Source organism: Halobacterium bonnevillei (genome assembly GCF_009831555.1).
Classification (GTDB): domain Archaea; phylum Halobacteriota; class Halobacteria; order Halobacteriales; family Halobacteriaceae; genus Halobacterium; species Halobacterium bonnevillei.
This window is the reverse complement of sequence record NZ_WUUU01000008.1, coordinates 1-12,481: the sequence shown is the minus strand read 5'-3', so window position 1 is coordinate 12,481 and position 12,481 is coordinate 1. Positions and strand designations below refer to the sequence as shown.

Genomic DNA, 12,481 nt, shown 5'->3' with positions numbered 1-12,481 from the left:
GCGGGGTCGACCGAAACCCGCGCTGTATGGCGGTTTTGTTTTCGTCGGACGGGGGCGGTTGGATGTTGCGGTCCTCCCGTAGCGAGTCGTAGGGGCTCTGTTGCTGTCCCGGCACCACGCCATAACTTACAGGGACCATTTTGGTGACGTGCGCTGTGAGGCGGCCAAACCACAAAGCACGACTATCCGCGCCCCGATGAACACGTATGAGCAACTACGTCGTTGCGATGGAAGCCGCGTGGCTGGTCCGTGACGTCGAGAACTCCGACGACGCCATCGGCGTCGCCGTGAGCGAAGCCGGCAAACGACTGAACGACCAGGACCTCGACTACGTCGAAGTCGAGGCCGGGGTGACGACGTGTCCAGCCTGCGCGGAACCGCTGGACGCCGCGTTCCTCGCAGCGAAGACCGCGCTGGTCGGTCTCGTCCTGGAGCTGACGGTGTTCAACGCGGACAGCGAGGAGCACGCCGAGCGCATCGCGAAGAGCGAGGTCGGCGGCGCGCTCCGCGACGTCCCTCTCGAGGTCATCGAGGTCATCGAGGAGGGCGGCGAGGTCGAGTCCGAGGACGCGTAAGCCTCCCGAACATTTATTAATAACTGTTGGTTATTCGGGCGTATGCGACTGCCGACGCCCAAGGACCTGCGCGAACGGCGCACGTCGCTGGAACTCACCCAGAGCGAACTCGCCAACCGCGCGGGCGTCTCACAACCACTCATCGCCCGCATCGAGGGTGGAGACGTCGACCCGCGACTGTCCACGCTGCGCCGGATCGTCGAAGCGCTCGACGAAGCAGAGGGCGACGTCGTCCGCGCGAACACCCTCATGAACGAGGAGGTCATCAGCGTCGCGCCCGAGGACACCGTCAGCCACGCCGTCGAGAAGATGCAGGACGCCGGCTACTCCCAGCTTCCGGTCATCACGAACGGCGTCCCCGTCGGCTCGATCAGCGACAGCGACGTCGTCCACGCCGGCGAAGACGTCGGCGACCACCCGGTGCGTGACGTGATGAGCGAGAGTTTCCCGACGGTCTCCGGGGACGCCACGCTCGACGAGATATCGAGCCTCCTCGACCACTACAAGGCCGTGATGGTCACCGAGGACGGCGAGACGGTCGGCATCATCACGCAGGCCGACGTCGCCGCCCGCATCAGTTAGCGGCGCAGTTCCGGCTGTCGTCCGGCTGGCGTGGCCTACAGCGACAGCCCGCGGATCTCCACGCTGCCGCCGTCCTCCGACGGGTCCGCGACGCGACCGATTCGCTCGCCGTCAGAATTATCGACGAGGCCCTCGGCGGCGTCTTCCGGGAGCGCGACGACGAACCCGGTGCCCATGTTGAACGTGCGGTGCATCTCCTCGTCGCTGACGTTTCCGGCGTCCTGCACGAACGCGAAGACGTCGTGTGCGGGAAGCGGGTCCGTGACTTCGTAGCGGAACTCGCCCATCCGCTCGAGGTTCGTCCACCCGCCGCCGGTCACGTGGGCCGCGGCGTGCGCGTCGTATTCGTGCAGCGCATCGAGGAGGTACGCGTAGATCCGGGTCGGCTCCAGCAGCGCTTCGCCGACAGTGTCGTAGCCGTCGCCCGGGAACGGCTCGTCGAACCCGCCTGCGCGGTCCGCGGCTTTCCGCGCGAGCGTCAGGCCGTTCGAGTGGATGCCGGACGACCGGAACCCGACCAGAACGTCTCCAGCCTCGGCCTCGCCCGGCAGCAGGTCGTCGTCGGTGGCGAGGCCCGCGACGGTGCCCGCCAGGTCGAAGTCCATCACGACTTCCGGCATGACGGCGGTTTCGCCGCCGATGAGCGCGACCCCGGCTGCCTCGGCGCCAGCCGCGAGCCCTTCGCCGAGTTCCGCCTCGCGGCGCTCGTCCGGTTCGTCCACGGCCAGGTAGTCCACGAACGCCGCGGGTTCGACGCCCGCCGCGACGAGGTCGTTGACGTTCATCGCGATGCAGTCGATGCCCACCGTCGAGTAGTCGCCCAGGGCCTCCGCGACCAGCAGTTTGGTCCCGACGCCGTCCGTCGCCAGCGCCAGGTACCGGTCGCCCATGTCGACGAGCCCCGCGTACTCGGTCGTATCTGCGACCTCCGAGACGGCGCCGACGAGTGCCGCCGTGGCCGCTTCGCTGTCCTCGATGTCCACGCCCGCGTCGGCGTACGTCAACTCCGCCCCGTTGTCGTCCTCGCCTCCGTTCTCGTCGCTCTCGGTCATACACGAGCGTGCGTATCTCGCGGCGTTAAACGTGCCGGTCTATGCGTCGAAGCACAACACGGGCGAGCCGAGTGCGGTCGAAGCGACCGGCGGAACGAACCCCGTCGTCAGCCGAAGAACAGGAAGAGCGCGGGGCCGATGGTCGGGACGGCTGCAGCCGCGTACGCCACTGGGCTCCAATCGAGGACCGTGCGGCCGTCCAGCGGTCCGAACGGGATCATGTTGAACCCGGCGAGCAGGACGTTGATGAACAGGCCCCGCCACGCGAGGTCCGGGAACACCGTCAGCAGACCGAGGGAGACGGCGGCGAGCGCGACGTTCGTCAGCGGCCCGGCGACTGCGATGAGGCCGTGCTCGCGGGGCGTGATGCGGCCGCGGTGGTGGACTGCGCCGGGCGCGGCGAACAGGAACCCGGCGAGGCCGCCCGCGACGGCCAGCGCGAGCATCCCGAAGTCCGCGCGGAACTCCGCGTGCTGACCGAAGTGCACGGCCACGAGCTTGTGCGCGAGCTCGTGCAGGAGGAACGCGACGCCGACCGTCGCCAGACTCAACCCGAACTCGAACGCGAACGTCTGGCTCACGAGGACATCCGCCATCGTCGTCGCGGACACGGGCACGTAGAGGAGGCTGAACGCGAACCCGAGCGCCACCCACGCGATGAGGAGGTCGCGCAGTTCACGGCTGCTGAACTGCATCAGAACAGCCCCCAGATGGCGTCGATGCTGTTCTCGACGCCGCGGAGCATCGCGTCAGTCACCGCGCCGACGCTGTCGAACGGCCCGCCGATGAGCGGCAACACGACGAACGGGAACAGCGCGCTCGCGACGAAACTCCCGACGTTCGTCATCGCCACGACGGAGATGAGGCGGAACAGCGGGACGTCCAGCATGTCCGAGAGGATGTCCCGAATCGGGCGGGTCTCGTCGTCCAGGAGTTCGTTGAGCGTCCCGATGTCCGCGACCCGAACGGAGAGATACCGGAGTTCGACGTAGCCCGCGAACCAGCCGGGCGCGAGCAGGGGGTTGACGCTCGTCAGCCACGCGACGGCGCCGCCGACGCCCGCGCTCGACCAGTGCGCGCCGGCGAGCTTCGCGGCGGTCATGGAGATGACGCCGTTGAACAGAAACCACGCGCCGAACACCTTCAGCAGGACGGTGTTGCTCACGCCCGCCATCACGAGCAACACGAAGAACACGAGGAAACCGACAGTCAACAGCAGGCCGAGCAGCCGGAACACCGAGAAGCGCTTCTTCTGGGTGCCCTGCAGTGACGCCATCGGCGGGAGTTCGCCGGGGTTCGCGAGGTAGTGTTCGATGCCCTCGCGGTGGCCCGCGCCGACGACGGCGACGACGTGCTTGCCCTGCTCGCGGAGCGCGACGAGGTTGTGCGCGATGTACGCGTCGCGCTCGTCGATGAGCGCCTGGGCGCCCGACGGGCTGAACCGGCGGAACTCCTCCATCATCGCGGACACGACGTCCGCGTCCGTCAGGTCGTCCATCGAGAACTCGTCGACGTCCTCTGGCTCGGTGCGCGCGAACAGCACCGCGAACACGACGCCCAGCACGACGGCGCCGGCGCCGGCGAACAGCAGTGCTTCCGCCAGCCCGGTCGCGAGCAACACTGGCGTCGCCAGGAAACCGACGTCGACGGGCGGCGGCGGGATGAAGAACGGCCCGGCGACGAACTCCGCGGCGACGCCCACGAGGAACCCCGCGAGCGCGCCCACGCCGAGACCCAGGGTTCGGCTGTCGGTCACGCCGAGCGCGAGTTCGCCGACGAGGCGGAGTTTCTCCACGCCCGTCATGCGCGCCCAGAAGCGCTGGATCGTCACCTGGATGTCTCGGTCCACGAGCGCGACGTCCGCGCCGATGCGCTCGGCGGCGTCGACGCCGGCTTTCATGTCCGCGCCGGGCTCGATGCCGAACTTCTCGCCGAGCCGCTGCTGGACGTACGACAGCAGCCAGTACGCCAGGAACTGGAACGCCATGCTCCCCTTCAGCAGGTCGCTCGCGTCGAGGTCCTCGGGCGTCTCGCCCCGCATCTGGCGGAACCGGCCTTCGTCCAGTTCGACCGCGACCGTGTCCGGCTGCTCCGCCTCGACGACGCGCTCGACCTCCTCGACGCTGTCCGCGGAGACGTGCGCGGTCCCGACGACCCGTACCGAGCCCTCGTGGGTCGCCGCGGGTTCCTCGCTCATTGCCCCAGAGTTAGTCGTGGCGGCCTTACGCTTGTCGGAACCCTGCCGAGAGTGGGCCGCATGCGAATCCGAGCGGGCGCCGAACCCGGACGCCGCAGCCCCGAAATTGAAGCAACTCCCCGCACTATACTCGGATATGTCCGGTACGCGACTCGCTGCGGACGTCCGCGAGGTACTGGACACGGACCTGGCGTCGTTCGGCGAGGCCGTCCAGCGCGAAGCCCGCTTCCTGAAGGAGGAACTCGACGCAGGGACGTTCGACAACCCGCAGGCAATCGTCGGCCTCGAGTACGAGTTCTACGGCGTCACCGAGGACGGCGCGTCGCTGCGCCGGGTGCCGCGGCCGCTGCTGGACCTCATCGGCTTCGAGCCGGAGCTGGGGCTGCACAACGCCGAACTGTCCACGAGCCCGCAGCCGCTGAACTCCCACGGTATCGCCGCCCAGGAGCGCGAGGTGAAGGCCCGGGTGTCGGCCGCGATGGACGCCACGACCCGCGCCGAGAACATCCAGCTCGTCAGCGACGGAATGTGGACGATTCCGCCGGAGGGCGAATCGGCTGTCGACTACCTCACAGCGTGCGTGGAGCAGGACGGCGTCGTGCTGTCCACGAACATGACCGAGTCGCCGCGGTACCAGGCGATGGCGAACTCAGAGCTCGACCCGGGGCTCCGCATCGACGTTCCCGGGGTCACGCTGACCGCCGACACAGTCGCACTCGAGAGTCTCGCGACGTCCATCCAGCCGCACTACCAGCTCCCGACGGCCGACGACCTCCCCGAGTACTTCGGGTACGCGCTCCGGGCGGCGGGGCCGCTACTCGCGCTCGGCGTGAACAGCCCGTTCTTCCCGCCGGAGGTCTACGACGACGACGCCACGCCGGAGGCAGTGCTGCGCGAGGGCTGGCTCGAGAACCGCGTGCACGTCTTCGAGGGCGTGATGAACCCCGAGGACGGCCCGAAGAAGGTCAGATTCCCCGACGACGTCGACTCGGTCCGGGACGCCGTCGACCGAATCGTCGACGACCCGCCGGTGGTTCCGGCGTCCGTCGAGGCCGCGGGCCGCTTCGACGACGAGTTCGCGCACATTCGCCACAAACACGGGACGTACTGGCGGTGGGTGCGGCCGGTCTTCGGCGGAGCGTCGCGCTCGGCGGCGAACGTCCGCGTGGAGTTCCGCCCGCTCCCGGGCCAGCCGACGGTCCGCGACACCGTCGCGTTCCAGGCGGCGTTCGCGGGCCTCCTGAAGAGCCTCGTCGCGACCGACCACCCGGTCCGGGAGCTGGACTGGCAGACCGCACGCGAGAACTTCTACGCCGCCACGCGTGACGGCCTAAACGCCGACCTCACCTGGATCGACGCCGAGGGCGACCGCACGACCAACACGGACGTGCTGTACGCGGACCTCTTCGAGCACGCCGCAGACGGCCTGGAACGCTGCGGCCTCTCGAACGACGAGGCCGCAACGTACCTCCGGCCGCTCCGCCAGCGCGTCGACCGCCAGGTCACGCCGGCGTCCTGGAAGCAGGACCGCGTCCGCCGGTATCTCGCCGACGGCGCGTCCTTCGACGACGCCGTCACTCGGATGCAGCGCGAGTACGTCCAGCGCCAGCGCGAGACGCTGGTCGACGGCGACTTCGCGTCCTGGCCCGACGCGGCCGTCGAGTCACGGTGACGCGTCGCGGCTATCGAGCCACGGTACCGCGGCCCGACGCCGCCGGACTCGGAAGCTTTCAAGCGCCCTCCCGCGCAACCACGAGGCATGCCAGAGTCGGCGCGCCTCATGGACTCCTACACGGAGATGACGGAGATGCTGTTGCCCAACGACACTAACAACCTCGGCCGCGCGCTCGGTGGCGCGGTGCTGCACTGGATGGACATCTGTGCGGCGATTGCGAGCATGCGGTTCTCAGGCCGGCAGTGCGTCACGGCGTCGATGGATCACGTCGACTTCATCGCGCCCATCGAGATGGGTGAGGTCGCCGTCGTGGAGGCGTACGTCTTCGACGTCGGGTCGTCCAGCATCGACGTGAAGGTGGACGTCCACGCCGAGGACCCACGGGAGGGCACCGAACGCAAGACCACCACGTCGTTTTTCACGTTCGTCGCGCTGGACGACGACGGCAAGCCGACGCAGGTTCCGCGCCTCGACTGCGACTCCGACGCCGAACAGCAGCTCCGCGACTCCGCGCTCGAAGAACGCCAGAACCAGCGGTAACCCACGCCCGCGTCGGATCCGCTCCGCCCGACGCCCCCACAAGCCTATTGTCCTGCTCGTCGTCGATTCAGACACGACAATGTCCGAACACACTGACCAGCTCGTCCGGGACATCGACGAGGTCGTGACGGACGTCTTCGACCTCGCGGACCGGAGGCGCGCGAAGGAACGCGCGGGGTCGCGCCGCGACGCCTACGAGAAGGGGCTGACGGAGGTCCAGCGCATCGCTGGGAAGCCGCAAGCGACGAAGCTCGCTGAGTGGATTCAATCACAGATGCGCGAGCGCGAGGCGTTCCCGTCCGCCCGCGAGGTCCGCAAGCAGGGCGCGCGCATCTGCCGGGAAAGCGGCCACGAGGTATCGACCAGCAGCTGGCTCGGCGCGTAGGCTTCTACTTACAATGGGGGTCGCGGCCGTCCCGGTTCACTTGCCATGTCTGAAACGACGAAGGTCATCGAACTCATCGGGAACTCCCCGGACTCGTGGGAGGACGCCGCACAGAACGCCCTGGACGACGCGGACCAGACGCTGGAGGAAATCACCGGCATCGAAGTCATCTCCCAGACGGCGAAGGTATCGGGCGGCCAGATCGACCGGTACAAGACGACGCTGCACGTCGCGTTCGAACTCCAGCGGTGACGCCAGTCGCGTTGCCGCGCCGGCCCGTCCCGGCAACAGCCACGCTTAACCGTGGTCTGTCCGTAGGAAACAGCGTGACGCTGCGCGTCGCTCCCCCGGACCCGCCGGCCCTCGGCGAGACGGATCCCAACGAGTACGAGGACGCCGAGGTGGTCGGTGACACCGACTACAAGCGCGAGGAACTGGAGTCGCTGCTCAGCGATGGCGCGTGGGCGGACGCCTTCGAGGAGTGGGCGGCCGACACGCACCTCGACGAGGAGGCGTTCGGCATCGTGACCGACCTCGAGATGATACAGGAGTTCGACTTCTTCTGGGACGACTTCGCTGACCGCGTCGGCTACCACGCGCCCGGCCTCCCGGAGAACTGGCGGGAGCGAGCCGTCCATCCCGACCTCGACTCGTGGGAGACGGTCTCCGCTATCAACGCCGGGCTCGCCGAACTCGGCGAAACGGTCAGCCAGACCCTGAAGGCCGATTACATCGACTGGGAGGCCGAGTACGACGCGCCCGACGACCTCCCCGACTTCTGAGACCCGGTGTGTCCGGGCTTACGCCACTGCCGTGGGCTTCGAACCGGACGACGACGCTACGATCGCGGACACCAGCTGGTGGTGGTGTCCCTTCCCGGCCTCAGTTTCGGTTCCGCCCTGACCGCCACAGTTTGCGTCGGCGAAGACTCCGCGCTCGAAGTCCGCGTTGAGCACCGAGTACTCGAAGTAGACGCGGTCGTACGCGGTCGTCTCGTACTTCCCGTACAGTTCGACGTCGCCGTTCTGGCCGAGGAACGGTGCGAGGTCCGACATCGCGAACTCGACTTCGACGGTTTCCTCCCCGATGGTAACCGATTCGGCGGCGACGCGCTCGGAGGAATCCGCGTGGGTGACGTAGAAGCTGTCCGGTGCGGTGCCGTTGATGCCTTCGGGCGCGTCGAGCGCGACCGTGGCTGCGCCCTGTCGGACCGAGACCGACTCCACCGCCGAGAAGTCGTCGACGCGACGGATGCGGTTCGCGTCGTCCGGCGTCACTGGGGAATTCGCCTGGAGGTACTCGAGGAGCGCGGTCCCGTACAACACGTCACTCGTGCTGACGCGGGGCGCATCGGCCAGCACGGAGCCGTCCCAGCCCGCCATGTAGGAATTGACGGTGACATCGTACGTCGCGTCGTCGTCCACGGGTTCGCCGTTCACCCAGGCGTCCCGGATGGGGTCCTGGCTCTCGTGGCTCGCCCACTCGTAGGTCACGCCGCTGACCTGCAACTGGGCTTCCGGCCCGTACCGCCGGCCGGTCTCGCTCTCCATCGTGACGACCTGGCTCGCCAGCAATTGCTCCAGTTCGGCACCGGTGAGTTCGACGGTCACGAGCGTGTTCCGGAACGGGAGGACGTTGTATACGTCACCGACAGTGACGTTCCCCGGGCCGTAGACGCTGTTCGACCGGATGCCGCCCGCGTTCGTGATCGCCACGTCGGCGCCGGTCTGCGCGCGGAACGCGTCGGTGATCGTGTTCCCGAGTGCGGTCTCGTCGTGATAGTTCGACGAGAAGCGCGCGTCCAGCGGCTCCGTCGTGCGGCCCGCGACCTCGTTCAGTTCGTCCTCGCGGGCGTCCGAGATGATCGCGGACACTGTCTCGTTCTTCGGGACGTCCTCGGTCACGTTGAGGAGGCGGCCGTTCCACGAGGTGACGTCGCCGTCCTCGACGGTGAGGTTCACTTCGCCGACGTGTTCGGCTCTGGCTTCCGCCTCGACGATGACCGTGCCATCGGTTTCCTGTGGCTCGTACTCGACCTCGTCGTCCCCCACCACGACGACGTCGACGTTGTCCGTCGTGCGCGCGAGAGTTTTCGATTCGGGAATGCCGATGTGCGCCGCGGCGACGACGACGTCCACGTTGTGTTCGTCTGTCAGCATCGTCGCGTACTCGCTGGCGACCGTCGAGTAGTTCTGCAGTTCGTAGCCCGCCTCGTCGAAGTCGACAGCGGTCTTGCTCTCGATGGCCTCGTCGGCGAGGCCGACGACCCCGACGGTCACGCCGTCGCGCTCCACGATGGTGTACGGCTCAGTCCCGGGGATGGGGTCGCCGGTCTCCGCGTCCACGATGTTCGCCAGCAGCCACGGGAACTCGGAGTCCGCCGAGACGTTCCCCACGCTATCGAACCCGTAGTCGAGGTCGTGGTTCCCGATCACCTCGGCGTCCGGATCGAGCACGTTCAGCGCATCGACCGGGACTCGCCACTGGCTGAGCGGCGAGAGCGCGTGCGGGCTCACCTCGTCACCGCCGCCGACCGTGACAGTGGGATTGTCGTGTGCAGCGCGCCGCTCGTTCAGCAGCGTCACCATCCGCGGGAGTGTCGTGTTCTCCGCGGCCGCTGTCTGGACGTCGTTGTAGGTGAGGAGTGTGAGCGTCGTCTCCCCGGAGGAGTTGTTGGTCGAATCCGTCGCGACGGCCGTCACGACAGTGTCGTTCGATAGGGTATCCTGTGCGTCACTACCGTCGGTGGTCGCGGGAGCAGCGCTCGCGGGACCGGCAACGCCCGCGAGCACGAGGCCCGCCACGACCAGGAGTGCGAGCACCCTGGACATGCAGTATTTTACTCACTGTGCGATTGCATAAATCTAACTAGTAGGGAAACAAACTGGAACGCCTGTATCGGTGATAACAAGGAGTCCTCCCTACCCGAACGTACCGGGCTCGCTTGGACGGCAGGACTCGATACCGCTGCATCGCTTCGGAAGCGAACGTGCCGATTTCGGATCGAGAACCAGGGACCGCCGTTATTCCAGCGCAGCGGCGGCGTTGATGATGGTTTCCTCGCCGAACGCCGGGCCGACCAGCTGGAGGCCGACCGGGAGGCCGTCGGCTTCCCCGGCGGGCACCGAAATCGCGGGGAGGTTCGCGAGGTTCACGGGCGTCGTGTTGGCGTCTGCGAGGTACATCTTCAGGGGGTCGTCGAGGCTCTCGCCGAGTTCCGGCGGGAGAATCGGCATCGTCGGGGACGCCAGCACGTCGACGTCCGCGAAGGCGTCGTCGAAGTCCTGTTTCACCCACGCGCGGGCTTCCTGGGCTTGCTTGTAGTACTTGTCGTGGTAGCCCGCTGAGAGCGCGTACGTGCCGAGGAGGATGCGGCGCTTCACCTCGTCGCCGAAGCCCTCCGAACGCGCCTTCGCGAACGACTCGTTCCAGTTGCCCTCGTAGCCGCCCGAGTGGCCGTACCGCACGCCATCGAAGCGCGCGAGGTTCGAGGACGCCTCGCTCATCGCGATGACGTAGTACGCCGCCACCGCGTACTCGACGGACGGCAGGCTGACCTCCTCGACGGTCGCGCCCTGGTCGCGCAGGTCGTCGAGCGCGTTCTCGAACGTCTCCACGACGCGGTCGTCCGCGCCGTCCACGAGTTCCGTCGGCACGCCGATAGTCAGGCCGTCCACGTCGCCCCTTGCGGCGCTCCCGTAGTTCGAGTCCTCGCCTTCCTCGCGCGTCGTGCCGTCGTTCTCGTCCGGACCCGCGATGACGTCGAGGAGTTCCGCCGCGCCCTCGACGGTCGGCGCGATGGGACCGATCTGTTCGAGGCTGTTCGCGTACGCGACCAGGCCGTACCGAGATACGAGGCCGTACGTCGGCTTGATGCCGACGACGCCGCAGAACGCCGCCGGGCAGCGAATCGACCCGCCGGTGTCGCTGCCGAGCGCGTAGTCAACGTCGCCCGCGGCCACGAGCGCGGCGCTCCCGCCGGAGGAACCCCCGGGGACGCGGTCCTCGTCCACCGGGTTCTTCGTCGCGCCGAAGTACGACGTCTCAGTCGTCGTCCCCATCCCGAACTCGTCCATGTTCGCCTTCCCCGGAATGGTCGCGCCCGCGTCCTTCAGGCGCTCGACCACGGTCGCGTCGTACGGCGGTTCGTAGTTCTCGAGCATCTTCGACCCGCAGGTCGTGCGGACGCCGTCCGTCGAGATGTTGTCCTTCACGGCGACGGTCTTGCCCGCGAGGGGGCCGTCGTCGCTGCCCTCGATGGTCTCCTCGGTGATGTAGGCGTTCAGCGACATTACGACACCTTCGGTCCCTTGAATCGGCCGTCTTCGCTGTCGTCGGCGTTCTCGAGCGCCTCCTCCTGGCGCAGGCTCTCCCGGATCTCGTCGTCGCGCATCACGTTCACGAGGTCGGGTTCGGCCTCGACCTCGGGCACCTCCTCGAGCGCTTCGAAGTGCCCGAGGATGTCGCCGAACTGGTCGGCGAACGCCGCGAGTTCGTCGTCGTCGAGGTCGACCCGCGCGAGGTCGGCGACGTGCTCGACCTCGTCGGCGTCCACAGAATCGCTCATGTCTGGGGATTGCCCGTCGCGGCGGTAAGCGTTTCGATGCCCTACGCGCGAGACGCGCGAACTCGGCTGTCTACGCAGGGGTAGCCTCGTCGCACTGTGACCGCCGCCGGACCGGCGAGTCGTGTGAGGTTTTGCCACAGTCCTTTTGTACGCTCGAGTTCTCTATCTACACGTATTAGACGTTCTCGCGACCACAGAAATCGCCCACCCCATGAGTGACCGAAAAACGCGGGAGACCGAACGCGAATCGGACGACGACGGCGAGTCCCCGCCGCAGGAAGCCAGCGGCCGAATCGGGGACGCCGACCGCGAGGCCGAACAGGCGGACGACGAGAAACAGCGCCAGGAAGACGCCGACGCGTCCGCCAGCCTCCAGTGCCCGGAGTGCGGGGGCGACCTCGTCGTCGACGAGGAACGCGGCGAAACCGTCTGCGAGGACTGCGGGCTGGTCGTCGAGGAGGACTCCATCGACCGCGGCCCCGAGTGGCGGTCGTTCGGGAACGACGACGGCGACCAGAAGTCCCGCGTCGGCGCCCCGACTACGAACCTCATGCACGACAAGGGGCTGTCGACGAACATCGGCTGGCAGGACCAGGACGCGTACGGCAACTCGCTGTCCAGCCGGCAACGACGCAAGATGCAGCGCCTCCGCACGTGGAACGAGCGCTTCCGCACGCGCTCGGCGAAAGAACGCAACCTCAAGCAGGCGCTCGGCGAGATCGAGCGGATGGCCTCGGCGCTCGGCCTCCCGAAGAACGTCCGCGAGACCGCGTCGGTCATCTACCGGCGCGCGCTCGACGAGGACCTCCTGCCAGGCCGCAGCATCGAGGGCGTCGCGACGAGCGCGCTGTACGCCGCCGCTCGACAGGCCAACGCGCCCCGGAGCCTCGACGAGGTGGCCAACGTCA

14 protein-coding genes are annotated in these 12,481 nt (G+C 67.9%); 8 read left to right on the top strand and 6 right to left on the bottom strand.

Features of this window, described 5'->3' with window-relative positions; translation table 11 throughout:
• Positions 1 to 206 precede the first annotated feature (206 nt).
• Together GRX66_RS02575 and GRX66_RS02570 are read left to right on the top strand one after the other, a co-directional pair.
• Complete coding sequence (locus GRX66_RS02575; protein ID WP_159525129.1) at positions 207 to 575, top strand: DUF555 domain-containing protein; 369 nt, start codon at positions 207 to 209, stop codon at positions 573 to 575.
• 42 nt (positions 576 to 617) lie between these two features.
• Entirely contained in the window at positions 618 to 1,157 is a 540-nt protein-coding gene (locus GRX66_RS02570) for a CBS domain-containing protein (protein WP_159525128.1), read from the top strand.
• A 35-nt stretch (positions 1,158 to 1,192) separates the two neighbouring features.
• Here the strand turns inward: GRX66_RS02570 and purM are convergent, their stop codons facing one another.
• From purM to GRX66_RS02555, 3 genes are all read right to left on the bottom strand, one after another.
• A complete protein-coding gene (gene purM / locus GRX66_RS02565) occupies positions 1,193 to 2,209 on the bottom strand; it encodes a phosphoribosylformylglycinamidine cyclo-ligase (RefSeq protein ID WP_159525127.1) in 1,017 nt (338 codons plus the stop codon).
• Between the two features lie 107 nt (positions 2,210 to 2,316).
• The gene (locus GRX66_RS02560; RefSeq protein ID WP_159525126.1) at positions 2,317 to 2,904 is read right to left on the bottom strand and encodes a metalloprotease; all 588 of its coding nucleotides are present in this window, start codon (positions 2,902 to 2,904) and stop codon (positions 2,317 to 2,319) included.
• Positions 2,904 to 4,406 carry a TraB/GumN family protein gene (locus GRX66_RS02555; RefSeq protein ID WP_159525125.1) on the bottom strand — a complete coding sequence of 501 codons (1,503 nt, stop codon included), beginning with the start codon at positions 4,404 to 4,406 and terminating at the stop codon, positions 2,904 to 2,906. Before GRX66_RS02555 ends, GRX66_RS02560 begins: the two co-directional genes overlap by 1 nt.
• 136 nt (positions 4,407 to 4,542) lie before the next feature.
• On the opposite strand from GRX66_RS02555, the gene GRX66_RS02550 reads away from it, so the two are divergent.
• The 5 genes from GRX66_RS02550 to GRX66_RS02530 all read left to right on the top strand — a co-directional run bounded on the left by GRX66_RS02550 (position 4,543) and on the right by GRX66_RS02530 (position 7,788).
• Positions 4,543 to 6,078 (top strand): hypothetical protein, encoded by a 1,536-nt coding sequence (locus tag GRX66_RS02550; RefSeq protein WP_159525124.1) that lies wholly within the window; start codon positions 4,543 to 4,545, stop codon positions 6,076 to 6,078.
• Positions 6,079 to 6,165: 87 nt separating this feature from the next.
• Positions 6,166 to 6,621, top strand: a complete 456-nt coding sequence (locus GRX66_RS02545; RefSeq protein ID WP_159525123.1) for an acyl-CoA thioesterase — start codon at positions 6,166 to 6,168, stop codon at positions 6,619 to 6,621.
• 79 nt (positions 6,622 to 6,700) lie between these two features.
• A complete protein-coding gene (locus tag GRX66_RS02540; RefSeq protein ID WP_159525122.1) occupies positions 6,701 to 7,006 on the top strand; it encodes a hypothetical protein in 306 nt (101 codons plus the stop codon).
• A 45-nt stretch (positions 7,007 to 7,051) separates the two neighbouring features.
• Positions 7,052 to 7,258 (top strand): dodecin family protein, encoded by a 207-nt coding sequence (locus tag GRX66_RS02535; RefSeq protein ID WP_159525121.1) that lies wholly within the window; start codon positions 7,052 to 7,054, stop codon positions 7,256 to 7,258.
• Between the two features lie 74 nt (positions 7,259 to 7,332).
• Entirely contained in the window at positions 7,333 to 7,788 is a 456-nt protein-coding gene (locus tag GRX66_RS02530; protein WP_325063921.1) for a hypothetical protein, read from the top strand.
• A gap of 18 nt (positions 7,789 to 7,806) precedes the next feature.
• Here GRX66_RS02530 and GRX66_RS02525 read toward each other — a convergent pair whose 3' ends face one another.
• From GRX66_RS02525 to gatC, 3 genes are all read right to left on the bottom strand, one after another.
• The gene (locus tag GRX66_RS02525; RefSeq protein WP_159525120.1) at positions 7,807 to 9,837 is read right to left on the bottom strand and encodes a bifunctional metallophosphatase/5'-nucleotidase; all 2,031 of its coding nucleotides are present in this window, start codon (positions 9,835 to 9,837) and stop codon (positions 7,807 to 7,809) included.
• A gap of 192 nt (positions 9,838 to 10,029) precedes the next feature.
• A complete protein-coding gene (gene gatA, locus GRX66_RS02520) occupies positions 10,030 to 11,298 on the bottom strand; it encodes an Asp-tRNA(Asn)/Glu-tRNA(Gln) amidotransferase subunit GatA (RefSeq protein ID WP_159525119.1) in 1,269 nt (422 codons plus the stop codon).
• Positions 11,298 to 11,573: an Asp-tRNA(Asn)/Glu-tRNA(Gln) amidotransferase subunit GatC gene (gene gatC / locus GRX66_RS02515; protein WP_159525118.1), complete on the bottom strand. Its 276-nt coding sequence runs from the start codon at positions 11,571 to 11,573 to the stop codon at positions 11,298 to 11,300. The genes gatA and gatC overlap by 1 nt, the downstream gene beginning before the upstream one ends.
• Before the next feature lie 211 nt (positions 11,574 to 11,784).
• Between gatC and GRX66_RS02510 the strand changes: the two genes are divergently transcribed.
• On the top strand, positions 11,785 to 12,481 hold a 697-nt coding region (locus tag GRX66_RS02510; RefSeq protein WP_325063920.1), incomplete at its 3' end, for a transcription initiation factor IIB.

Excerpts from the sequence above, each read along its gene's own strand:
- GRX66_RS02560 (WP_159525126.1), bottom strand. The coding sequence starts at position 2,904 with ATGCAGTTCAGCAGCCGTGAACTGCGCGACCTCCTCATCGCGTGGGTG.
- GRX66_RS02550 (WP_159525124.1), top strand. The coding sequence starts at position 4,543 with ATGTCCGGTACGCGACTCGCTGCGGACGTCCGCGAGGTACTGGACACG.
- purM (WP_159525127.1), bottom strand. The coding sequence starts at position 2,209 with ATGACCGAGAGCGACGAGAACGGAGGCGAGGACGACAACGGGGCGGAG.
- GRX66_RS02540 (WP_159525122.1), top strand. The coding sequence starts at position 6,701 with ATGTCCGAACACACTGACCAGCTCGTCCGGGACATCGACGAGGTCGTG.
- GRX66_RS02525 (WP_159525120.1), bottom strand. The coding sequence starts at position 9,837 with ATGTCCAGGGTGCTCGCACTCCTGGTCGTGGCGGGCCTCGTGCTCGCG.
- GRX66_RS02535 (WP_159525121.1), top strand. The coding sequence starts at position 7,052 with ATGTCTGAAACGACGAAGGTCATCGAACTCATCGGGAACTCCCCGGAC.
- gatC (WP_159525118.1), bottom strand. The coding sequence starts at position 11,573 with ATGAGCGATTCTGTGGACGCCGACGAGGTCGAGCACGTCGCCGACCTC.
- GRX66_RS02570 (WP_159525128.1), top strand. The coding sequence starts at position 618 with ATGCGACTGCCGACGCCCAAGGACCTGCGCGAACGGCGCACGTCGCTG.
- GRX66_RS02575 (WP_159525129.1), top strand. The coding sequence starts at position 207 with ATGAGCAACTACGTCGTTGCGATGGAAGCCGCGTGGCTGGTCCGTGAC.
- gatA (WP_159525119.1), bottom strand. The coding sequence starts at position 11,298 with ATGTCGCTGAACGCCTACATCACCGAGGAGACCATCGAGGGCAGCGAC.
- GRX66_RS02555 (WP_159525125.1), bottom strand. The coding sequence starts at position 4,406 with ATGAGCGAGGAACCCGCGGCGACCCACGAGGGCTCGGTACGGGTCGTC.
- GRX66_RS02545 (WP_159525123.1), top strand. The coding sequence starts at position 6,166 with ATGCCAGAGTCGGCGCGCCTCATGGACTCCTACACGGAGATGACGGAG.